Annotated in this window: 15 protein-coding genes and 1 riboswitch; of the genes, 8 read left to right on the plus strand and 7 right to left on the minus strand. The window is 73.2% G+C overall.

Annotated features, from left to right (window positions below):
* Nucleotides 1-10 precede the first annotated feature (10 nt).
* Nucleotides 11-1,084, minus strand: coding sequence for a C40 family peptidase (locus ACZ60B_RS01560; protein WP_469383285.1), 1,074 nt, complete (start codon nucleotides 1,082-1,084; stop codon nucleotides 11-13).
* A gap of 464 nt (nucleotides 1,085-1,548) precedes the next feature.
* Here ACZ60B_RS01560 and ACZ60B_RS01565 point away from each other — a divergent pair, with 464 nt between their 5' ends.
* Nucleotides 1,549-1,902: a hypothetical protein gene (locus tag ACZ60B_RS01565; protein ID WP_469383287.1), complete on the plus strand. Its 354-nt coding sequence runs from the start codon at nucleotides 1,549-1,551 to the stop codon at nucleotides 1,900-1,902.
* Here ACZ60B_RS01565 and ACZ60B_RS01570 read toward each other — a convergent pair.
* Nucleotides 1,880-2,875 carry a tellurite resistance/C4-dicarboxylate transporter family protein gene (locus ACZ60B_RS01570; RefSeq protein WP_469383289.1) on the minus strand — a complete coding sequence of 332 codons (996 nt, stop codon included), beginning with the start codon at nucleotides 2,873-2,875 and terminating at the stop codon, nucleotides 1,880-1,882. The two genes, ACZ60B_RS01565 and ACZ60B_RS01570, sit on opposite strands and share 23 nt — an antisense overlap.
* A 143-nt stretch (nucleotides 2,876-3,018) precedes the next feature.
* Nucleotides 3,019-4,203, minus strand: coding sequence for a C40 family peptidase (locus ACZ60B_RS01575; RefSeq protein WP_469383290.1), 1,185 nt, complete (start codon nucleotides 4,201-4,203; stop codon nucleotides 3,019-3,021).
* An 8-nt stretch (nucleotides 4,204-4,211) separates the two neighbouring features.
* Nucleotides 4,212-4,383, minus strand: a riboswitch (cyclic di-AMP (ydaO/yuaA leader).
* Nucleotides 4,384-4,763: 380 nt separating this feature from the next.
* Here ACZ60B_RS01575 and pcrA point away from each other — a divergent pair.
* Entirely contained in the window at nucleotides 4,764-7,247 is a 2,484-nt protein-coding gene (gene pcrA / locus ACZ60B_RS01580) for a DNA helicase PcrA (RefSeq protein WP_469383292.1), read from the plus strand.
* A 106-nt stretch (nucleotides 7,248-7,353) separates the two neighbouring features.
* On the opposite strand, the gene ACZ60B_RS01585 is transcribed toward pcrA, so the two are convergent.
* A complete protein-coding gene (locus tag ACZ60B_RS01585) occupies nucleotides 7,354-8,916 on the minus strand; it encodes a M23 family metallopeptidase (RefSeq protein WP_469383542.1) in 1,563 nt (520 codons plus the stop codon).
* A 292-nt stretch (nucleotides 8,917-9,208) separates the two neighbouring features.
* Nucleotides 9,209-10,102 (minus strand): esterase/lipase family protein, encoded by an 894-nt coding sequence (locus tag ACZ60B_RS01590; RefSeq protein ID WP_469383293.1) that lies wholly within the window; start codon nucleotides 10,100-10,102, stop codon nucleotides 9,209-9,211.
* A gap of 538 nt (nucleotides 10,103-10,640) precedes the next feature.
* Here ACZ60B_RS01590 and ACZ60B_RS01595 point away from each other — a divergent pair.
* Nucleotides 10,641-11,057 (plus strand): cobalamin B12-binding domain-containing protein, encoded by a 417-nt coding sequence (locus ACZ60B_RS01595; protein ID WP_469383294.1) that lies wholly within the window; start codon nucleotides 10,641-10,643, stop codon nucleotides 11,055-11,057.
* 198 nt (nucleotides 11,058-11,255) lie between these two features.
* Here the strand turns inward: ACZ60B_RS01595 and ACZ60B_RS01600 are convergent, their stop codons facing one another.
* Both ACZ60B_RS01600 and ACZ60B_RS01605 read right to left on the minus strand, forming a co-directional pair.
* The gene (locus ACZ60B_RS01600) at nucleotides 11,256-13,061 is read right to left on the minus strand and encodes a DUF5691 domain-containing protein (RefSeq protein ID WP_469383295.1); all 1,806 of its coding nucleotides are present in this window, start codon (nucleotides 13,059-13,061) and stop codon (nucleotides 11,256-11,258) included.
* Nucleotides 13,062-13,158: 97 nt separating this feature from the next.
* Entirely contained in the window at nucleotides 13,159-14,514 is a 1,356-nt protein-coding gene (locus ACZ60B_RS01605) for an SWIM zinc finger family protein (protein ID WP_469383296.1), read from the minus strand.
* 156 nt (nucleotides 14,515-14,670) lie between these two features.
* Here ACZ60B_RS01605 and ACZ60B_RS01610 point away from each other — a divergent pair, with 156 nt between their 5' ends.
* The 5 genes from ACZ60B_RS01610 (at nucleotide 14,671) to sucC (ending at nucleotide 21,927) form a co-directional block, all read left to right on the plus strand.
* The gene (locus tag ACZ60B_RS01610) at nucleotides 14,671-15,801 is read left to right on the plus strand and encodes an ATP-binding protein (protein ID WP_469383298.1); all 1,131 of its coding nucleotides are present in this window, start codon (nucleotides 14,671-14,673) and stop codon (nucleotides 15,799-15,801) included.
* Nucleotides 15,802-15,904: 103 nt separating this feature from the next.
* Nucleotides 15,905-18,310, plus strand: a complete 2,406-nt coding sequence (locus ACZ60B_RS01615; protein ID WP_469383299.1) for a DUF5682 family protein — start codon at nucleotides 15,905-15,907, stop codon at nucleotides 18,308-18,310.
* 71 nt (nucleotides 18,311-18,381) lie between these two features.
* Nucleotides 18,382-19,548, plus strand: a complete 1,167-nt coding sequence (locus ACZ60B_RS01620; protein ID WP_469383543.1) for a VWA domain-containing protein — start codon at nucleotides 18,382-18,384, stop codon at nucleotides 19,546-19,548.
* A 125-nt stretch (nucleotides 19,549-19,673) separates the two neighbouring features.
* On the plus strand, nucleotides 19,674-20,225 hold the full coding sequence (locus ACZ60B_RS01625) for a hypothetical protein (RefSeq protein ID WP_469383300.1): 552 nt from the start codon (nucleotides 19,674-19,676) through the stop codon (nucleotides 20,223-20,225).
* A gap of 523 nt (nucleotides 20,226-20,748) precedes the next feature.
* The gene (gene sucC, locus ACZ60B_RS01630; RefSeq protein ID WP_162469963.1) at nucleotides 20,749-21,927 is read left to right on the plus strand and encodes an ADP-forming succinate--CoA ligase subunit beta; all 1,179 of its coding nucleotides are present in this window, start codon (nucleotides 20,749-20,751) and stop codon (nucleotides 21,925-21,927) included.
* Nucleotides 21,928-21,932 lie beyond the last annotated feature (5 nt).

A 21,932-nucleotide genomic window follows, 5' to 3' on the forward strand; every position in this document is an offset into this window, starting at 1 on the left:
GCCGCGGCCCTCACACCACCCGCGTCGCCCCCGCGAACGGCATCTCGTCGATGGGCGCGAGCCGCACCGGCGCCGAGGGGTTGGGGGCGTGGATCATCTGGCCGTCGCCGACGTAGATGCCGACGTGCGTGATGCCCGAGTAGAAGAACACCAGGTCGCCCGGGAGCAGTTCGGAGCGGGAGATGCGTCGTCCCGCGCCGATCTGGGTGTACGTCGTGCGGGGCAGGGAGACCCCGGCGGCGCGGTACGCGGCCTGGGCGAGCCCCGAGCAGTCGAAGGCGTCCGGCCCGGTGGCGCCCCACACATAGGGGCTGCCGAGCTTGGAGTAGGCGTAGGCGACGGCGTCCGCCGCCCGGGCGTCGGGGGCCGAGGCCGTCGCGGCGCCCGGCGCCCGGAGGCCGACGCGGGCGTCCGCCGTCCCCCGCGAGGCCCGGCTCGTCGTGCCGCCGCCGACGCCGGCCGACCGCGCGCGCTCGGAGGCCGGCAGCCGGGCCAGCAACTGCCGTGCCGCGTCCAGTTTCCCGGTGATCGTCCGCTTCTCGCGCCGCAGTTCCGCCTGCCGGGCCTTGAGCGAGGTGAGCTGGACGCGTGCGGCCCCGCGCAACTGCTCGATCTCCCGTAACTGCCCGCGGACCCGGGCGACGGCGCCCGCCTGCCGGTCGCCGGCCCGCTCGGCGAAGGCGGCACCGTCGAGGTACCGGTCGGGGTCGTCGGAGAGCGCGAGTTGCAGCGCGGGATCCATGCCGCCGGCGCGGTACTGGGCGGCGGCTATCGAACCCAGGGCGTCCCGGGCCGAGTTGAGCCGCTCCTCCCGGCGGGCCGCCTCGTCGCGCAGGGTCCCCAGCCGCTTCTCGGCGGCCTGCGCCTTCTCGTGCGCGCCGTTGTACTTCTCGGTGGCCGCCTCGGCCTCCCGGTACAACTGGTCCACCTTGGCCCTGACCTGCCCCGGCGTCAGATTCGGCTCGGCGTGACCGGTCCCGTCGAAGACGGTGGCGGTCGCCGCGCCCGCGAGGGCGAGCGTGGCGGCGGTACGGACCGTATTGCCGCTGAGCGAGCGCGGTCGGGGCTTGCGGTGCGCTGCCACGTGGCCTTGCACGTCCTTTCGTACGACCGCCCGTCCCGGAACGGCTCCCGGGCGGACGCACGGCCGCCAGGGGAGCGGACGTACGGCCGCCCGGGGGCGGTCCACGCGTCCGGCGGCGACCACACACAGGGGGAGCGGGCCGCCGCCGGACCTTCTCGGCGGTGGTGGCCGACTGCCGCCCCTGGTCCGGGCGGCGGTGGGGAGCCGGTCACCTGGGGGAGGACGCTAGGCCCGTTTATGTCGGGTGGATAACGTCATGTACGGAACTGTCGCGAGTGGATCGAATGATGGCCTCGAGTGACCGGGATCCGAACCGGGAGCCGTCGCCTTCACGCAGTGTGATGACCGATGGCAGGATTTCCGGACGCAGGCGGGTTACGCGGTGCTATGGCGCGCATATATGCAGGCATCGCCGACGGGGTGGTGTCGGGCGGTGGAGACGCCCCTGGTTAGGCTCCGGCCTCATGGACGTACTCATCCATCTCTTCGTCGGCCTGCACATCATCGGCATCGCCGCGCTCCTCGGCGGCTTCCTCACCCAGATGAAGGCGATGGGCCGCGGCGCCGCCCGCTTCGTCCCCGCGATGCTGCACGGCGCGGCGACGATGCTGGTCACCGGCGTGATCCTGGTCGGCCTCGATCAGGCCGACGACCACCCGGTCAACAACATCAAGATCGGCGTGAAACTGGCCCTGCTGATCGTGATCCTCGGCCTCGTCTACGTGAAGCGGGACGACGAGACGGTGGACAAGGGTCTGTTCGGCCTGGTGGGCCTGCTGACCACGGCGAACGTCTTCATCGCGGTGCTGTGGACCTGACATCGGCGCGGACGGCCTCCGGGACCGCCCGCAGAGCCGCCACGGCGACCGTGAGCCACACGGCCACCGCGACCCACAGCAGCACCTCCCCGATCCCCTTCAGCCACGGCACACCGAGGGCCGAGGAGACGGCCGACGCCGCTGCCGCCGTCATCCCCATCGGGAACACGGTCGACCAGCGCAGCACGTCGTAGCGCAGCCGCGGCCACCGCAGCTCGGCCGCCAGCAGCACGGCGTAACAGCACAGGTCCAGCGCGAGCAGGGCGGCGGTCACGGCGCGCAGGACGCCGCGGTCGTCGTCGTTCCACAGGTAAAGGCGCGCGCTGTCGGCGGCTAGCAGTTGCGCGCCGGCCAGCGCCGAGACGGCGAGCGCCCCGCCGGCCACCCACTGGTCGCCGGCGCCCTCGACCACCTGGCGCGGGTCGAAGCGGGCCAGCGCCAGGCCGTAGAGCACCAGCCCCAGCCAGAACAGCACCAGCGCCGTATGCGCGAGCCAGGCCGTCGACAGGGCCGCGGCGAGGGTGGCCGCCAGCACCGTGAGCCCCTGGGTGGCCACGCACGCGAGGAACACGGCTCCCGCCATACGGTTCCCCCAGTGCCGCAGGACGGCCACGAGCAGCCCCGGCCACAGCACGGCGGCCAGCGCCAGCAGCGCCTCGGCCAGGGTCTGCCGTCCCAGCAGCGAGAAGCGGCTGCCGAGCACCGCGGTCGCGGCGACCGCGGTGAGCGCGGCCGGTGCGGTCGCCCGGCGCACCCAGGCCTCCCGCTCCCACAGCAGCTGGACGGCGAACCCCGCCGCCAGGGCCAGCCAGGCGGCGCAGGCCGGCACCAGGGCGATCCGGGACAGCACCTCGTGCCCGGTCTGCTCCAGTCCGACCGACAGGATGCCGGTCGCCAGCACCGCGGCTCCGGTCGCCGGCTCACGCCACGCCCACCGGGCGCGGAGCGGTGGGATACGGGGGGTGGAGGGCATGCGCCGATGCTAGGGAGCGCCGTGCGCGTCGCGAGCGGGGCACGCGCGCGGGCACCCGTAAATACCCGCGGCCGCAGGCACCGCCCGTCCGCCCGGCGCCTGCGTGGAGGTGCCGGGCGGACGGGCGGTGCCGGGGCCGGGCGTCAGGCCGGGCGGACCACGCTGTGGATCCCGGACTCGCCGTCGTAGTAGATCGACTCCTCGCGGACGTACGCGCCGGGCTTGGGGGCGTGGATCATCATGCCGTCGCCGATGTAGATGCCGACGTGGCTGACGTCGTCGTAGAAGAAGACCAGGTCACCCGGCCGGGCGTCGGCGAGGGAGACGGTGGTGCCGGCGTTCACCTGGTCGTAGGTGGTGCGCGGCAGGGTGACCCCGGCGGCTTTCCAGGCGGCCTGGGTGAGGCCGGAGCAGTCGTAGGAGCCGGGCCCGGTCGCGCCCCAGACGTACGGCTTGCCGATCTGCGCGCGGGCGAACGCGAGCGCCTTCTCGGCCTTGGTGCCGACGGCGGAGTCCGCGGACGAGGAGGAGGACGAGGACGAGGAGGAGGACGAGGACGAGGAGCCGGACGAGGAGGACGAGTCCGAACTCGATGCCGCGCTCTCCTTCGCCGCTGCCGCCTCCGCCTGCTGCTTCGCGAGCTCCGCCGCCTTGACCGCGGCCTCCTGCTTCTGCTTCTCGATCGCGGCCAGCCGGGCCTTCTCCTCGGCCGTCAGCCGGGACAGCAGCACCCGCGCGGCGGCGAGCTTCTTCTGGACGGTCGCCTTGGCGGTCTGGAGATCGTTCTGCGCGTCGGTGAGCGTGTCGAGGCTCTCGGTGGCCTTGCGGCGCTCCTTCATCGTCGCGGCCTGCTCGGTGACGTAGTCGTCGACCGCGCCCTTCTGCCGCGAGGTCAGCCGGCCCATGAGCTGGGCCTGGTCGAAGTAGTCCTGGGGCGAGTCCGCGAGCAGGAAGGTCGCGGTGTCCGGCGCGGTGGCACCGGTGCGGTACTGGGCCGCGGCGAAGGAACCGAGTTCCTCGCGTGCCTCGTTGAGCTTCTGGGTGCGCCGGGCGACGTTGTCGAGCAGGGTGTCGACGTGCTTGCGCTGCTTGGTGGTCTTCTCTTTGGCCGCGTTGTAGTTCTCGGTCGCCGACTCGGCCTGGCGGTACAGGTCGTCGACTTTCTTCTCGACCTCTTCGAGGCTCGGCCGGCTGTCGTCGGCCGAGGGGACCGCGTGGGCCGTCTGGGAGAACAGGGCGACGGAGGTGAGGGCCGCCGTGGCCAGGGCGGGGGTCCGTATGCCTGCTGCGCGTGTGCCGGTGGGACGCGACTTGCGGTGCGACGCCAAGGGAGGCGACTCCTTCCACACTCCGCCTACCGGGTTAGCTGTCGGGTTCGGGCGGATGATCGGAAGGTTTGCCCTACGGCCGGTCCCCGATGGGGGACGGGGGCCGATTCACCCCAGGTCTCGGTCGGGTCCCCGGCTCCGGTCGCCGTGCGGGCGTACTGGACTCGGCGGAGGCCACGCGGCCCGGCGACGTTCGCCGGTGGGGGTCGTGCGGCCCGCCCGGCACGCTAGCCAACTCCTGTGGCCCTTGTGAAGGTTGATGGGCGATATGCCCGATACATTTTCGTGACCTGGGACTCGGCTGTGCCGGGGTGCGGTCGATCCGGCACGGATGCTCACGCTTGATGGTGCTCGGACATCTTTTCCCGCTTTGCCGTACCGCGGCACCCGGGCCACCGAGGGTGGCGAGGGCCCCTTCCGACCCGGCTGCGGAGTGTGACGTTCCCCTCCCGGCCCTACGGTCGAGGCCGCCCGGCCACGGGGATGTTCCCGGGACGGCGGCGGGGATGTTCCCGGGACGGCGGCGGGTTGTCGGTGCGGCGCCCTAGACTCGGAGAGCGATGAGCAGCCTCTTTGACGACAGCTTCCTGGCGGATCTCCAGGCCCCCCGGGCCCATGGGGAGGAGCCCCCGCCTCCGCCCGAGGACGAGCACGTGCCGGAGCCGGTTCCGGACGATCTGTTCGGCGGGAAGTTCGACCTGCCTCCGGACCGGGACGACTACTACCGCGACGGCGCCCCGCGTCCGGCGGTCGATCCGGCCGCCCTCCTGGAGGGGCTGAACGACAACCAGCGCGCCGCCGTCGTCCACTCCGGCTCGCCGCTGCTCATCGTGGCCGGCGCAGGCTCCGGCAAGACCCGGGTGCTCACCCACCGCATCGCCCACCTGCTCGGCGAGCGGGGCGTGCACCCGGGCCAGATCCTCGCGATCACCTTCACCAACAAGGCCGCGGGCGAGATGAAGGAGCGCGTCGAGCAGCTCGTCGGCCCGCGCGCCCACGCGATGTGGGTGATGACCTTCCACAGCGCGTGTGTGCGCATCCTGCGCCGCGAGAGCAAGCGCCTCGGCTTCACGTCGTCCTTCTCGATCTACGACGCCGCCGACTCCAAGCGTCTGATGGCCCTGGTCTGCCGCGACCTGGACCTCGACCCCAAGCGCTTCCCGCCGAAGTCCTTCAGCGCCAAGATCTCCAACCTGAAGAACGAGCTGATCGACGAGGAGGACTTCGCGGCCCGGGCCGGCGACGGCTTCGAGAAGACCCTCGCCCAGGCCTACGCGATGTACCAGTCGCGGCTGCGCGAGGCCAACGCGCTCGACTTCGACGACCTGATCATGACGACGGTCAACCTGCTGCGCGCCTTCCCGGACGTCGCCGAGCACTACCGCCGCCGCTTCCGGCACGTGCTCGTCGACGAGTACCAGGACACCAACCACGCCCAGTACGCCCTGGTCCGCGAGCTCGTCGGCACCTCGGAACACCCCGTGGACGCGCCGTCCGGCGAGTTCGACCTCCAGCCCGCCGAGCTGTGCGTCGTGGGTGACGCCGACCAGTCGATCTACGCCTTCCGCGGTGCCACCATCCGCAACATCCTCCAGTTCGAGGAGGACTACCCGGACGCGACGACGATCCTGCTGGAGCAGAACTACCGCTCCACGCAGACCATCCTCTCCGCGGCCAACGCGGTCATCGAGCGCAACGAGTCCCGCCGTCCCAAGAACCTGTGGACCAACGCCGGCGCGGGCGCGAGCATCACCGGATACGTCGCCGACACGGAGCACGACGAGGCGCAGTTCGTCGCCGACGAGATAGACCGCCTCACCGACGCGGGCCAGGCCAAGGCCGGCGATGTCGCGGTGTTCTACCGCACCAACGCCCAGTCCCGTGTCTTCGAGGAGATCTTCATCCGGGTCGGCCTGCCGTACAAGGTCGTCGGCGGTGTCCGCTTCTACGAGCGCAAGGAGGTCCGGGACGTCCTGGCCTACCTGCGCGTCCTGGCCAACCCGGAGGACTCGGTCCCGCTGCGCCGCATCCTCAACGTGCCCAAGCGCGGTATCGGCGAGCGCGCCGAGGCGATGATCGACGCCCTCTCCCACCGCGAGAAGATCAGCTTCGCGCAGGCGCTGCGGCGCGTCGACGAGGCGTACGGAATGGCCGCGCGTTCCACCAACGCCGTCCAGCGCTTCAACGTGCTGATGGACGACCTGCGCACGATCGTCGAGTCGGGCGCCGGCCCGGCGACGGTCCTGGAGGCCGTCCTCGAACGGACCGGTTACCTCGCCGAGTTGCAGGCCTCCACCGACCCCCAGGACGAGACCCGCATCGAGAACCTCCAGGAACTCGCCGCCGTGGCCCTGGAGTTCGAGCAGGAGGCCGGCGAGGGCGAGGCGCCGGGCGGGCTCTCCGACTTCCTGGAGCGGGTCGCGCTGGTCGCCGACTCCGACCAGATCCCCGACGAGGAGGACGGCGACGGCGTCATCACGCTGATGACCCTGCACACCGCCAAGGGACTGGAGTTCCCGGTCGTCTTCCTGACCGGCATGGAGGACGGCGTCTTCCCGCACATGCGCGCCCTCGGTCAGGCCAAGGAGCTGGAGGAGGAGCGCCGGCTGGCGTACGTCGGCATCACCCGCGCCCGTGAGCGGCTCTACCTCACCCGGTCGGCGTTGCGCAGCGCCTGGGGGCAGCCCTCGTACAACCCGCCCTCCCGCTTCCTGGAGGAGATCCCGCCGGCCCACCTGGAGTGGAAGCGGACGGGCGCCACGGCACCCATGTCCTCCGGTCCCGCCTCGGGACCGGCGGCCTCGCTGTCGTCCTCGCGCTCGCGTTCGTCGGCGTCCGGTGCGGCGGGCTTCGCCACGCGCCGGACCTCCGAGAAGCCGGTGGTCTCCCTGTCCGTCGGTGACCGGGTCACGCACGACCAGTTCGGACTCGGCACGGTCGTCGGTGTGAAGGGCACGGGCTCGAACGCGGAGGCGACGATCGACTTCGGCGACACCAAGCCGAAGCGGCTGCTGCTGCGGTACGCGCCGGTGGAGAAGCTCTAGCGGTCGTGGAAAGGGCCCTCGGGATCTCCCGGGGGCTCGATCGACACGGATTCGGTCGGCGACACCGATTCGGGGGCGGTGACACCGATTCGGGGGTGGTGCGGGGTTACGTCGGGTCGAGACCGTGGCTGCGCAGCCAGGGGAGCGGGTCGATGGCCGAGCCGCCGCTGGGCCGCACCTCGAAGTGCAGATGGGGACCGGTCGAGTTGCCCGAGTTCCCGGAGTACGCGATCGGGTCGCCGGCCTTCACCGTCGTACCGGAGGCGACGCGGTAGGTGGAGAGGTGGCAGTACCAGGTCTCCGTGCCGTCCATCGCCGTCACGATCATCATGTTGCCGTACGCGCTGTTCCACTGCGTGCGGACGGTCCCGTCGGTCGCGGCCATCACCGTAGTGCCGTAGGAGACCGGGAAGTCGATGCCGGTGTGCACCGACATCCAGTTCACCCCGGCCTGGCCGAAGTAGGCGCTCAGGCCCTTGCGCTCGACCGGAATGGCGTACTTCGGGCGCAGCCGCTCCTTGCGGGCCGCCTCCGCCGCCGCCTTCTTCTTCTCGGACTCCTGCTGGGCCCTGAGGTCGATGCGTTCCTGCGTACGGCTGGCCCGGTCGGCGAAGTCGTCGGCGCCGGCGGACAGGCTCCGGAGCTGGCTGTCCAGCTTGTTGTTGGCGGCGGAGGGCTTCACCGCCTTCGCGTCCGAGGCGGACGCCGTCGTCTCCCTGCCGTCGTCCGTCAGGTTGCCCACCACCGAGGCGGCCGCGACCCCGGCGACACCCATCACGCACACCGAGGGCACCGCCACGGTCAGCAGCGCGGAGCGTCTGGCGGGCGTACGGCGGCGGGAGCGGGAGGTCGTGCGTGGTGCCGGGAGCGGGGTGAGCTCCTCCTGGTCGTCGAGGAGCGGTGCCACGGCGGGGAGCTCACCGGTGGCGGTGGGCTCCTCCTCGGCCCCCGGGGCCGGCTCCTCGGCGGAGGGCTCTTCGGAGGGGGCTTCGGGGTGCTCGTCGGACAGGTCCGGCGTGTCGCCGTCGGTGTTCCACTGCGTGGCGTCGTAGGCGCCGGTGTCGAAGGCCTGGGTGCCCCATTCCCACTGCTGGGTCGGGTCGGCCGGGGCGCCGTCGGTCTGGAGCCAGGTGTGCGCGTCCCACTGCCCGGAGGTGTCGGAGGCCGCTGCCTGCGGCGGTACGGCGGACAACTGCTGGTGACCGGTGGACCAGGCCGTCGTCTCGTACGACCCCGTGTCGTAGCCGGAATGCTGGGCCGCGTACGGGTCGTAGGCCTGGTTCTGGTGCGCGTCGGCCGACCACTGGCTCGCGTCGTAGGAGCCGGAGTCGTGAGCGGTGTGGTGGCCGGTGGTGTGGTGACCGGTGTGATGGTGGCCGGTGTGGTGACCGCCGTCGTACGCGCCGGTGTCGTAGGTGCCGCCGGCGTGGTACGAGCTGTCGTAGGCGCCCGCGTCGGGGGCGTTGCCCTGGAGGCTGCCGTCGCCGTGGAAGGGGCCGGCCGGGAAGGTCCCGGAGGCGTGGGCTCCGGGGTCGAAGCCGACCGTGCCGAAACCGCTCGCGTCGTAGCCGACGCCGTACGTGGTGAAGCCGCCGTACTGGGCCTCCTGGGTGCCGTACGGCGCATAGTGCGCCGAGGCGGGCTCGGAAGCCGGAGCCGGGGTGGTCATGGTCCCCGACGGGTGACGGTCGTTCACCAACTTCTCTTTCGCCTCGACAACAGGGGCTGCCAGAGCAGTGCGGCGACTGTACCCGTCGGTATGAGCGCACGACAATCTTCGCCAGGTTTCGTGCTTGCGGGAAACGGGCAATCGGCCGCGTTTCGGGGGACTGCGGGCACGAGTTTGGCCTGGCGTTCGAGGATTGTTCGAATATGAAGGGCTCTCAGGGCCGCGGGAGGCGGCCCCGATGCGCCGCCTCCCGGGTGGAATATTCCCTATGTCCGTTGTCTCTGTCGGGCCCTCAGGCCACCGTCGCGTCGCCGGGGCGCCCGGTGGTGCCGGCACCGATGTCCGCGGCCGTCTGGCGTACGGTGTCGAGCGCCTGCCGTATGCCGGTCGCGACGGCCGGGTGCACCGGCAGGGCGAGGTGCCCGATACCGCTCACCCGCACGTTCTGCGCCAGCAGGTCCGGGTGGTCGATGCAGGCCGTCTCCAGCGGGTCCATCACATGGTCGAGGTCGCTCCAGAAGCTGACGAACTGCGTACGGCAGCCGGGCGCGGGCAGCGAGAGTTCCTCGATGACCGCCGAGCCCGGCCGCATCTGGCGCGCGATGGGGTGCGCGTTCGCCAGGCGCGCGACCCGGGTGCCGGAGTGCGGGGTGCCGAGCGTGACCAGGGTGCGCACGCGCAGGTCGCCGCCGAGCCGCTGGGCGTAGTACCGCGCGATCAGGCCGCCGAGGCTGTGGCCGACGATGTCGACCTGCGTGCTGCCGGTGCGCTCGCAGATCTCCTCGATGTGGCGGCCGAGCAGTTCCGCGGCGGTGCGGATGTCACAGGTGAGCGGCGAGTAGTTCAGGGAGGCCACCTGGTGCCGGCCGTGCTGCGCGAGAGAGCGCCGCAGCAGGACGAACACGGAGCGGTTGTCGATGAAGCCGTGCAGCAGGACGACGGGTGGATCGGGCCGGGCCGGCAGCTGCGGGGTGCCGGAGGTTCCGGTGCTGTCCAGGGCGGCCGACGCGCTTCGCTCCTGGACGATTCCGGACGGGTAGAGAAGCAGATGTCCCGCGAGGATCGCGATCTCCAGGGCCGTGGCCTTCAGGAGGGTCAGGGAGAGGCCCGCCAGCCTGACCGGCAGCACCGGCAGAATCCGCTGGCAGAGCGGCAGAAAGGGCGGCAGCGCCCGGGTGACCTTCATGGCCGACCTCCTGTCGGCACGCGGAGGACGGCTCTGTTCCCCGTGTGCTCTCGTGGAAGTCGCGACGGAGCGTGTCGGTGGGGGCGCGCCGGGTGCGCGATGGTCTCCTGCGGCTCTCTGTTCCCTCTGCCTTCCGCGCTCCTGGTGCTCCGAGCGCTCTGCGGCTCTGATCGGACGGTGTGCCCCGAGCGGGTGCTCCGGGTGGGTTGTGCGGTCGGTGTGCCCGGCGTTCCTGTGTCGACCCGCCGTACCGCCGGGGCGCGCGGCTCCGCGGCCCGGTGGTGCGGCGACCTCGTTGCGGCTCCCGTGCGCGGGTTCCCTCCTCGCCCCTCGGCCGCACGGGTGTGTGGCTCGGGGGCCGCGGAGACTCGGAACGGTGCGCGGCGAACGTGTCCCATCGTGTGATTTCCCCTCTGGCCACCTTCGCGAAACTGCCGGTTGCGGGATGCTGGCGATAACGTTCGTTCACTTCCCGGACGGCGCGGTGTGTGCGGTACTCGTCGGTAGGGATGGATGCAGTCGCTTCATGGAGGCAGTGATGGGTGTGGCAGCCGGCCCGATCCGCGTCGTGGTGGCCAAACCGGGGCTCGACGGTCATGACCGTGGGGCCAAGGTGATCGCGCGAGCCCTGCGCGACGCCGGTATGGAGGTCATCTACACCGGGCTCCACCAGAGCCCCGGGCAGATCGTCGACACGGCGATCCAGGAGGACGCGGACGCCATCGGGCTGTCCATCCTCTCCGGGGCGCACAACACGCTCTTCGGGGCGGTGATCGACCTGCTCAAGGAGCGGGACGCGGAGGACATCCTGGTCTTCGGCGGCGGGATCATCCCCGAGGCGGACATCCCGTCGCTGAAGGAGAAGGGCGTCGCGGAGATCTTCACACCCGGCGCGACCACGGCGTCGATCGTGGACTGGGTCCGCGCCAACGCCCGCCAGCCCACGGGGGCCTAGCGCCCCGCCACGGACGGGCCGCCGTCACGGACGGCCCTGCCGCTGTGGACGGGCGCCTTGCTACGGACGGGCCGCCGCCGCGGACGGCCACGCCGGCGTGGACGGGCGCCTCGCTGCGCACGGGCGTGGCGCTCCGTTTGCGCGTTCCTGCGGAGGGGCGCGTTCCTGCGGATGAGCGCGTCGCTGGATGGGCCCCTGCTACGGACGGTGCGTCTCGGTGCGTTCCGGGGCGGGGGCGTCCGGGACGGGGTTGTCCGGGGTGGAGTGGTCCGGGGTGTCGTGGTCCAGGGCTGGGACGTCCGAGGTGAAGTGGCCTGGGGCTGGGGCGTCCGGGGTGGAGTGGGGCGGAACGGTGGGCTGTGGCGGCGAGTGGTGATCGGCGGCCGCCGCCCCGAGCTCATGGATCATGACCGCGCGCAGGCGCAAGGTGGTCACCAGGCGCTGGAACGCCTCCGCCCAGTAGCCCCCGGCACCCGGCGACGCGTCCTCCGGCTCGTCCGGCACCGCCAGCAGCCCGTCCAGCCGGCCCGCCTCCGCCGGGTCGAGACAGCGCTCGGCCAGCCCCATCACCCCGCTGAAGCTCCACGGATAGCTTCCGGCGTCCCGTGCGATGTTGAGCGCGTCCACCACCGCCCGGCCGAGCGGTTCGGCCCAGGGCACCGCACACACCCCGAGCAGCTGGAACGCCTCGGACAGGCCGTGCGCGGCGACGAACCGGGCGACCCACTCGGCCCGCTCGCCCGAGGGCAGCGTCCCCAGCAGTTTCGCCCGCTCCGCGAGGGACACCGCCCCCGGCCCGCCCGCCTCGGGGGCCGAGGGGGTGCCGAGCAGCGCCCGCGCCCACCCGGCGTCCCCCTGCCGCGCCGCCGCCCGGCACCAGGCCGCGTGCAGCTCGCCCTGCCAGTCGTCCGCCACGGGCAGCGCCACGATCTCCCCGGGCGTGCGCCCGCCGAGCCGGGCCGGCCAGGTGGCGAGCGGCGCCGCCTCCACCAGCTGGCCGAACCACCAGGATCTTTCCCCACGGCCCGCCGGTGCCTTGGCCACCACCCCGTCGCGTTCCATGTCCGCGTCGCACGCGTGCGGTGCCTCCACGGCCAGCGTCGGCGCGGTCCGCATGTGATCGACGGCCACGCACGCCCCGGCCCGCACCGCCATCCGGGCGGCGAGTGCGGAGTGCGGCAGCGCCGACAGCAGCTCCGCCGCCGTCGCCCGCACATTGCGGCTGCGGTCCGCCAGCGCCCGCTCCAGGAAGTCCTCGTCCTCCGGGCCGAGGCCCGTGCGCAGCGAGTCGAGGAACATCAGCCGGTCCTCCGCGCGCTCCGTCGCCCAGGTCGAGTCGAGCAGCTCGCGAGCGGCCTCGGGCTCCCGCGCCCTGATCGCCGACAACAGGGCGACCCGCTCGGCGAACAGACCCTCCTGCCACAGCAGCCGGACCCGGTCGGCCTCCCGCGGATCCGGCAGCGCCGCCCCCGCACCGGGCGTCGCCCGCAGGGCGAACCTCCAGTCCGGGTTCAGCCGCGCCAGCCACACGGCACGAGGACCCACGAACCTCAGCACCGCAGGCCGCAGATCCGTACGACCGCGGGCCGCGTCCAGCAGGGCGGGCATCGTCTGGGGCGGTGCGGCGAAGCCGTGGGAGTTCGCCACCTGGAGCCACTGGGGCAGCAGCTCCAGCAGGTCCGGCGCGGTACCCCTGCGGCCTCCGCCGCCCGCACCGGGACGGTCGGCCAGCAGCATCGTCAGCCGGCGCGCCGCCGCCGTGGGCAGCGCCGGGCGCGGGTCGGCGGGCGCGGCCTGCGGTCGCCCGGCCGCGCGGGCCGGCCGCAGTCCGGCCCGTCTGCGTACGGTCTGGACGGCCGCCGTGTCCAGCAGCGCCGACGGGGCCGCCCGGCCCGGCACGGAGACGGCGGGCGTACGCCGGTCGGTGCCGAGCAGCGCCGTGGTGACCAGGTCCTCCCAGGAGCCCGGCGCGGGCGGGTCCACAGGCGGGGACGTCCTGTTCATCGGGTTCCTTCCCGCAGAAGGGGGCCGAGTGGCAGATCGGAGTCGTGCGGCAGACCGGAGTCGTGCGGCAGGTCAGGGCCGTGCGACGGGCGACGGGTCAGCACAGGGACACCGCCTCGCCCGCGCCCTCGGGCCAGGCCGTCAGCGGGGTGAAACCCCGGTGGCCGCACTCGCCGAAGACCTTGACGGGGCCGCCGCCCGAGAGGGCGACCAGTCGCCACAGGCCGGGCCGGGAGCGGGCGGCGGGCGTCAGCGGCAGGGCCGTGTCCTCCTCGGCGTCGGCGAGCTGCCAGGAGTCGCCGTCCGGGACCGGTATCACCCGCTCCAGCGTCACCGGGACCGAGTCCAGCCACGGATCGTCCCGCAGCGCCGCGCCGTAGCGGGCGGTCGCGGCGGCCGTCGACACACCGGCCGGCCGCGTCCGCGTGGGCACGGGGGACGCGAACTGCTCGCCCAGCGCCACCCGCGGCTGCCCGGTGCCCGGGTAGGCGGACACCTCGGCCTCCAGGGACAGCCCCACCGGCAGCGCGAGTTCCGGGGACCGGCCGGCGGCCCCGTAGGAGAGGAGCAGCGCCGTACGCCCTGTCGTGGCACCGTGCAGCCAGATCCGGCGGGTCGTCAGCTTCGTGTCCCCCGTGTCGTACTGGGCGAGGACCAGCCAGTGGTCGCGCAGCGGCGGGCCGTCCGCCGCGCCGGGCAGGCCGACCCGGGAACGGACCGTCGCCGCCAGGCCGTCCGGCAGCAGCTCGCGGCGCAGCCAGCCCCGGGCCAGCAGGTGGAGCAGGGCGCACTCCTCGAGCAGCCGCACGGGCCAGCCGGAACCGGACGCCGGTACCGCCCCCAGCTCCCGCACCCGGGAGGCCAGTCCGGGCGCCTGGGCGTCGACCATGCGGGCCGCCGTCTCCTCCCACAGCCCGTACCCCGTCTGCTCCGCCGCGGCCAGACCGCCGCGCAGCAGGTCCGCCAGCCGCTCCTCCAGCTCGGTCGCCCCCGCCGTCACCGAGGCGGCCCTGCGCTCCGCCCTGCGCCGCGCCGCCTCGGGATCGGCGCTCCCCGGCGCGGAACCCCCGGCGCCCTCCGTCCGTTGTGCCTGCGCCCGGTTCCTTCTCCCCGCCAGCCACTGCCCGGCCCACGCCGGTGGCTGCCCGGGCGGCACCGCGCCGTCCCCGCCCGCCCAGAGCAGCAGCAGTCCGAGCGCGTGCTTGCACGGGAACTTCCTGCTCGGACAACTGCACCGGTACGCCGGACCGGACGCGTCCGCGACATCGACCACCGTCCGGTACGGATCGCTGCCGCTCCCCTTGCACAGCCCCCACACCGCCCCCTCGTCGGAACTGCCCGCCTCGGACCACGGCCCGGCCTCACCGAGCCTGCTCCCCGCCTTGCGTGAGGCGGCGTCAGGTGCCAGTGCCAGCACCTGGTCCGCCGTCCAGCGCACCCCCTGCTGAGTCATGACATCGAAGGTAGGTCCCCCCACTGACAATCGGCCCCGAGGCCGGGACCGGCCCCCTGCGGATCCGGTATCCGCGCAGGTCGGAACGGATTGTCAGTGGCGTGGTGCACGGTGGACACCAGATCCGAACCGGCCGAGCTGGAGGGGACCTCAGCCATGACTGTGTCCGTGGAACCGACGGTGGTCGATCCGCCCGCGCGAGGTGCGGGGGAGGCGTTGCGGCCGCACGCCGAGGACGCCTTCGCCGCCGAACTGGCCGCCCTGGCCGCGCAGGACGACCGTCCGCGCCCGGCCCGCTGGAAGCTGTCGCCCTGGGCGGTGGCGACCTATCTGCTCGGCGGCACCCTGCCCGACGGCACGGTCGTCACACCCAAGTACGTCGGCCCGCGCCGCCTCGTCGAGGTCGCCGTCACCACCCTCGCCACCGACCGCGCGCTGCTCCTGCTCGGGGTGCCCGGCACCGCGAAGACCTGGGTCTCCGAGCATCTGGCCGCGGCGGTCAGCGGTGACTCCACCCTGCTGGTGCAGGGCACGGCGGGCACCCCGGAGGAGGCGATCCGCTACGGCTGGAACTACGCGCAGCTGCTCGCCCACGGCCCGAGCCGCGACGCCCTCGTGCCGAGCCCCGTCATGCGGGGCATGGCGGAGGGGATGACCGTGCGCGTCGAGGAGCTGACCCGCATCCCGGCCGATGTGCAGGACACGCTCATCACCATCCTGTCGGAGAAGACGCTGCCCATCCCGGAGCTGGGCCAGGAGGTGCAGGCGGTCCGCGGGTTCAATCTGATCGCCACGGCGAACGACCGCGACCGCGGCGTCAACGACCTGTCCAGCGCGCTGCGCCGGCGCTTCAACACGGTCGTGCTGCCGCTGCCGGAGAGCGTCGACGCGGAGGTCGACATCGTCGCGCGCCGCGTCGACCAGATCGGCCGCTCCCTCGACCTGCCGCCGGCGCCCGACGGCATCGACGAGATCCGCCGCGTGGTGACCGTCTTCCGCGAACTGCGCGACGGGATCACCGCCGACGGCCGTACGAAGGTGAAGTCGCCCAGCGGCACCCTGTCCACCGCGGAGGCGATCTCCGTAGTCACCAACGGCCTCGCGCTGGCCGCCCACTTCGGCGACGGCGTGCTGCGGGCGGGTGACGTCGCCGCGGGCATCCTCGGCGCCGTGGTCCGTGACCCGGCCGCCGACCGGGTGGTCTGGCGGGAGTACCTGGAGGCGGTCGTGCGCGAGCGGGACGGCTGGCAGGACTTCTACCGCGCCTGCCGGGAGGTGAGCGGATGACCGCCACCGGGCGCTGCCTCCCGGACCGGCCCACGGGGTGCCGTGGAGGGCAGCACCGACAGCGACGCCGTCGAGGACGAAGGGGACGAGGGGGAGGGGCGGGATGACTACCGGGGGCGGGCGGGAACCACTGCTGCTGGGCGTGCGGCATCACGGGCCGGGGTCGGCGCGGGCCGTGCGGGCCGCGCTGGACGCCGCGCGGCCGGGTGCGGTCCTGGTCGAGGGACCGGCCGAGGCCGGCGTCCTGATCCCGCTGGCCGCCGACGAGGACATGCGGCCGCCGGTCGCCCTGCTGGCCCATGCCGTCGACGAGCCCGGCCGTTCGGCGTTCTGGCCGCTGGCGGAGTTCTCCCCGGAGTGGGTGGCGATCCGCTGGGCCCTGGAACACGGCGTGCCGGCCCGCTTCATCGACCTCCCGGCCGCCCACACCCTGGCCTGGGGACCGGCGGAGGCCGACGGGGACGGTGCGGACGCGGGCGGTGGGGGCGACGCGGCCGGTGGGGCGGAGGGGCGCACTCCCGGCGCCGATCTGCGGATCGACCCCCTCGGCGTGCTCGCCGGGATCGCCGGTCACGACGATCCCGAGCGCTGGTGGGAGGACGTCGTCGAGCACCGGGGCGCGGGGGAGGGCGACGCGCTCGCACCGTTCACGGCACTGGAGGAGGCCATGGCGGCGCTGCGCGCGACGTACGGCAGCGGGGGGTACGACCGGGATCCCGTGCGGGAGGCGCACATGCGGCTCCGGCTGCGGGCGGCGCGGCGGGAGTTCGGGGACGGTGTCGCCGTGGTGTGCGGCGCCTGGCACGTGCCCGCGCTCCGGCAGCGGACCACCGCGGCCGCCGACCGGGCCCTGCTGAAAGGGCTGCCCAAGGTCAGGACGGAAGTCACCTGGGTGCCGTGGACCCACCGCCGCCTCTCCAGAGCCGGTGGGTACGGCGCCGGTGTCGACTCGCCGGGCTGGTACGGGCATCTGTTCGCCGCGCCGGACCGGCCGGTCGAGCGCTGGATGACCAGGGTCGCCGGACTGCTGCGCGAGGAGGACCGGCCGGTCTCCTCCGCGCACGTCATCGAGGCGGTGCGGCTCGCGGACACACTGGCGGCGATGCGCGGCCGCCCGCTGCCCGGACTGAGCGAGATGACGGACGCCGTGCGCGCGGTGATGTGCGACGGCTCGGACGTGCCGCTGGCGCTGGTGCACGACCGGCTGGTGGTGGGGGACGTCCTGGGCGAGGTGCCGCGGACCGCCCCGGCGGTGCCGTTGCAGCGCGACCTCGACCGGTCGCAGCGCCGGCTGCGGCTCCGACCGGAGGCGTCGGCGCGGGACCTGGAACTCGACCTGCGCAAGGAGACCGACGCGGGCCGCAGCACCCTCCTGCACCGGCTGCGGCTGCTGGACGTCGGCTGGGGCGAGCCGACCGCCTCGCGGGGCAGCACGGGCACGTTCCGGGAGACCTGGCGGCTGTGCTGGGAGCCGGAGCTGTCCGTGCGGGTCGCCGAGGCCGGGGTGTGGGGGACCACCGTGCTCGCCGCCGCGACCGGCAAGGCCCGGGCCGACGCCGTCGGCGCGCGGAGCCTCGCCGATGTCACCGCGCTCGCCGAGCACTGTCTGCTGGCCGGCCTCCCCGCGGCGCTCCCCACGGTGATGCGGGTCCTCGCCGACCGCGCGGCCCTCGACACGGACGTGGGCCATCTCGCCCAGGCGCTGCCCGCCCTGGTCCGCTCCCTGCGCTACGGCGATGTGCGCGGTACGGACACCGGGGCGCTCGCCGAGGTCGCCGCGGGCCTCGCCGAGCGGATCTTCGTCGGCCTGCCCCCGGCCTGCGCCGGACTCGACGCGGACGCGGCCGACGAGATGCGACGCCGGCTCGACGAGGTGCACGGGGCGGTGGCCCTGCTGGGTGACGTGCTCGCACCCGAGCGCGCGGACCTGCGGGGGCGCTGGCACCGGGTGCTCGGGGTGGTGTCGGGACGGGACACCGTTCCCGGCGTGGTGCGCGGGCGTGCCGTGCGACTGCTGCTGGACGACGGGGAGCTGGCCCAGGACGAGGCGGCCCGCCTCATGGGGCTCGCCCTGTCACCGGGGACACCGCCCGCGGACGCGGCCGCGTGGATCGAGGGCTTCGCCGGCGGCGGGGGCGGCATGCTCCTGGTGCACGACGAGCGGCTGCTCGCCCTGGTCGACGGATGGCTCACCGCCGTACCCGCCCGGGCGTTCACGGACGTGCTGCCGCTGCTGCGGCGCACCTTCTCGGCGTACGAACCGGGGGTGCGCAGGACGCTCGGGGAGCTGGTGCGGCGCGGGCCCCGAGGAGCGGGGCGGACGGCGGGCGGTCCGGGCTCCGGCATACCCGGCTTCGACCCGCGGCCGGACACCGAGCGCGCGGACGCGGTGCTGCCGGTGGTGCGGCTGCTGCTCGGCCTCGGCACCGGCCCCGACACCGACCCCACGTCCGCCGCCGACCACGTACCCGACAGCCCGACGAACGACCTGGTGGGGGTGGACACATGACGACCGGACCGACGGCTGCGACGGATCCGGTCGCCGCGGATCGAGCGGTGACGGACAGGGCGGTGACGGACATGACGGTGACCGACCCGGCGGACCCGGCGGGGGAGCGGCTGCGGCGCTGGCGGCTCGTGCTCGGCGGCGACGAGGCCGACGGCACCGGGTACGCGCTGTCCGGGCAGGACTCCGCGATGGACGGGGCGCTCGCCGCCCTCTACGGAAAGGGGTACCGGCCGCAGTCGGGGCGGGACCGGGCGGCGGGGCTGGGGGCGTCGGCGCCGTCCGTGGCCCGCTGGCTCGGCGACATCCGGACCTACTTCCCCTCCTCCGTCGTCCAGGTCATGCAGCGCGACGCCATCGACCGGCTCGGGCTGTCCGCGCTGCTGCTGGAGCCGGAGATGCTGGCGGCGGTGGAGGCCGACGTGCACCTCGTCGGCACCCTGCTCTCTCTCAACAAGGTCATGCCCGAGACCACGAAGGAGACCGCACGGGCCGTCGTGCGCAAGGTCGTGGAGGACCTGGAGAAGCGGCTCGCCACCCGCACCCGGGCCACCCTCACCGGCGCCCTCGACCGCAGCGCCCGGATCACCCGGCCGCGCCACCACGACATCGACTGGAACCGCACGATCGCGGCCAACCTCAAGCACTACCTGCCGGAGTACGGCACGGTCGTGCCGGAGCGGATCGTCGGGTACGGACGTGCCTCGCAGTCCGTGAAGAAGGAGGTCGTCCTCTGTATCGACCAGTCGGGGTCGATGGCGGCGTCCGTCGTCTACGCGTCCGTGTTCGGAGCGGTGCTGGCTTCCATGCGGTCCATCAGCACCCGGCTCGTCGTCTTCGACACTGCGGTCGTCGACCTGACCGACCAGCTCGACGACCCCGTGGACGTCCTCTTCGGGACCCAGCTCGGCGGCGGGACGGACATCAACCGGGCGCTCGCCTACTGCCAGTCGCAGATCACCCGGCCCGCGGAGACGGTGGTCGTGCTGATCAGCGACCTCTACGAAGGCGGGATACGCGACGAGATGCTCAAGCGGGTCGCGGCGATGAAGGCGTCGGGCGTGCAGTTCGTGACGCTGCTCGCGCTGTCGGACGAGGGGGCACCGGCCTACGACCGGGAACACGCGGCCGCGCTCGCCGCACTGGGGGCACCGGCGTTCGCCTGCACACCCGACCTGTTCCCGGAGGTGATGGCGGCGGCGATCGAGAAACGGCCGATCCCGGTGCCGGACACCGGGTGAAGCGGAAAACGGACATGACTACTCATCGGTAACAGGGGGCTTGCGCGACGACGGGACGCGCGTGCGAGGATCGACGCCGCCGATCACCTGTCACCCGTTCCGCCGCATCCGAGGATTCCCCCGTCTTGATCTGGCCGGCCGTCCTGTCCGGAGCCGCTCTGCGCGTGGTGCGCACGGCGGCCGGGCGGCGTGCGCTGCAAGGCGTGCTGCTGGCGGGCGGCCTGTTCGCGCTGGGGTTCCTCTGCGGGGAGCGGGCGCACGCGGCGGAGGCCACACCTTCCCGGGCCGCCGCCCCGGCTCCGGCTCGCGCACCGGCCGCCGCCTTCGCCCCGGCCTCGACCTCCGCCCCTTTCTCCACCCCTTCCTCCGCTCCGGCCTCCGCCCCTTCCGTCGCTCCCGCCTTCGCCCCGGCTCACGTACCGGCCTCCGCCGTCCCCGCGGTCGCGGTGGGCGGTGTCCGGGCGCCGGGCGCGTCGTACGAGCCGCGGTCCGGTGTTCCCGGCAGCGTGCAGGCCGGCCGGTCGGACCTCGACGACGCGTCGCCGCGCCACGGCGACGCGCGGGCCGTCCCGCTGGACCGGAAGCTTCCGCCGTGGTTCGTGTCCGGCCCCACGGCGGGCGCGGACGCCACCGGGACCGGGGACGGGCACCGGGACATCCCCGTGTCCCCCGCCTAGCGGGACGAGTCCTTCCCGCGCCGTCGGCCTGCGGGGCGCGCGGGATCGTGGGCCGGACGTTCTGTGCACGCCGGGCGTGCACGCAGAGCATGCACGCCCGGCGGGACAAGCGACTCCGCGGAACCGAAGGACCCGGACGGCCGAAAGCCGTCGGTCGGTCCGGGACGGTTCCGGCGGAGGAGGACGGAAAGATCCTCATTGGGGAGAGGATCAGCCGTCCTGGCCCCTTCCGGGGTCCGTTCCAGGGGTCTCACCGGGTCAACCCCAGCCCGGTGAGACCCCGCCTTCGCGGCACGGCGTGCCAAAGTGTGGCGCATACACGGCATCATGTGACAGGTATCACCGCTGCGGTGTGACCCTCGATTTAGAGACCCTCCGCAACCGGCGATAACCTGCGAGACGGACATGCCGCGCGCTCGGACACCGTGTGCGCACCCCCTGTGACACAGCGGTCGTCACGTTGCCCTCGCGGCACGCCCACGCATCCAACGAACCGCGAGATCACTGATAGGGACGGAAGCGCGTGGACCTGTTCGAGTACCAGGCGAGGGACCTCTTCGCCAAGCACGATGTACCGGTGCTGGCCGGTGAAGTCATCGACACGCCTGAGGCGGCCCGCGCAGCCACCGAGCGTCTCGGTGGCAAGTCCGTCGTCAAGGCGCAGGTGAAGGTCGGTGGCCGCGGCAAGGCCGGCGGCGTGAAGCTGGCCGCGACCCCGGACGAGGCCGTCGCCCGCGCGACGGACATCCTCGGCATGGACATCAAGGGCCACACGGTCCACAAGGTGATGATCGCCGAGACGGCCCCGGAGATCCTGGAGGAGTACTACGTCTCCTTCCTCCTGGACCGTGCCAACCGCACCTTCCTCTCCATCGCCTCCGTCGAGGGCGGCATGGAGATCGAGGAGGTGGCCGCCACCCGTCCGGAGGCTGTCGCCAAGACCCCGATCGACGCCAACGAGGGTGTGACCCCGGAGAAGGCGCGCGAGATCGTCGAGGCCGCGAACTTCCCGGCCGAGGTCGCCGACAAGGTCGCGAACGTCCTGGTCACCCTGTGGAAGACCTTCATCGCCGAGGACGCGCTCCTCGTCGAGGTCAACCCGCTGGCCAAGGTCGCCTCCGGCGACGTCATCGCCCTGGACGGCAAGGTCTCCCTGGACGAGAACGCCGAGTTCCGCCAGCCGGAGCACGAGGCCCTCCAGGACAAGGAGTCCGCCAACCCGCTCGAGGCCGCCGCCAAGGCGAAGAACCTCAACTACGTCAAGCTCGACGGCGAGGTCGGCATCATCGGCAACGGCGCGGGTCTCGTCATGAGCACCCTGGACGTCGTCGCGTACGCCGGTGAGAACCACGGTGGCGTCAAGCCCGCCAACTTCCTCGACATCGGCGGCGGCGCGTCCGCGGCCGTGATGGCGAACGGCCTGGAGATCATCCTGGGCGACCCGGACGTCAAGTCCGTGTTCGTCAACGTCTTCGGTGGCATCACCGCCTGCGACGAGGTCGCCAACGGCATCGTGCAGGCGCTCCAGCTGCTCGCGGACAAGGGCGAGGAAGTCACCAAGCCGCTCGTCGTCCGTCTGGACGGCAACAACGCCGAGCTGGGTCGCAAGATCCTCTCCGACGCCAACCACCCGCTGGTCCAGCGCGTGGACACCATGGACGGCGCGGCCGACAAGGCCGCCGAGCTCGCGGCTGCGAAGTAAGGAAG

The organism is Streptomyces sp. NPDC104096 (assembly GCF_055584385.1).

Coding starts and splice junctions, on each gene's coding strand:
- ACZ60B_RS01565 (WP_469383287.1), top strand. CDS start 1,549: ATGGACGTACTCATCCATCTCTTCGTCGGCCTGCACATCATCGGCATC.
- ACZ60B_RS01570 (WP_469383289.1), bottom strand. CDS start 2,875: ATGCCCTCCACCCCCCGTATCCCACCGCTCCGCGCCCGGTGGGCGTGG.
- pcrA (WP_469383292.1), top strand. CDS start 4,764: ATGAGCAGCCTCTTTGACGACAGCTTCCTGGCGGATCTCCAGGCCCCC.
- ACZ60B_RS01585 (WP_469383542.1), bottom strand. CDS start 8,916: ATGACCACCCCGGCTCCGGCTTCCGAGCCCGCCTCGGCGCACTATGCG.
- ACZ60B_RS01590 (WP_469383293.1), bottom strand. CDS start 10,102: ATGAAGGTCACCCGGGCGCTGCCGCCCTTTCTGCCGCTCTGCCAGCGG.
- ACZ60B_RS01595 (WP_469383294.1), top strand. CDS start 10,641: ATGGGTGTGGCAGCCGGCCCGATCCGCGTCGTGGTGGCCAAACCGGGG.
- ACZ60B_RS01600 (WP_469383295.1), bottom strand. CDS start 13,061: ATGAACAGGACGTCCCCGCCTGTGGACCCGCCCGCGCCGGGCTCCTGG.
- ACZ60B_RS01605 (WP_469383296.1), bottom strand. CDS start 14,514: ATGACTCAGCAGGGGGTGCGCTGGACGGCGGACCAGGTGCTGGCACTG.
- ACZ60B_RS01610 (WP_469383298.1), top strand. CDS start 14,671: ATGACTGTGTCCGTGGAACCGACGGTGGTCGATCCGCCCGCGCGAGGT.
- ACZ60B_RS01615 (WP_469383299.1), top strand. CDS start 15,905: ATGACTACCGGGGGCGGGCGGGAACCACTGCTGCTGGGCGTGCGGCAT.
- ACZ60B_RS01620 (WP_469383543.1), top strand. CDS start 18,382: ATGACGGTGACCGACCCGGCGGACCCGGCGGGGGAGCGGCTGCGGCGC.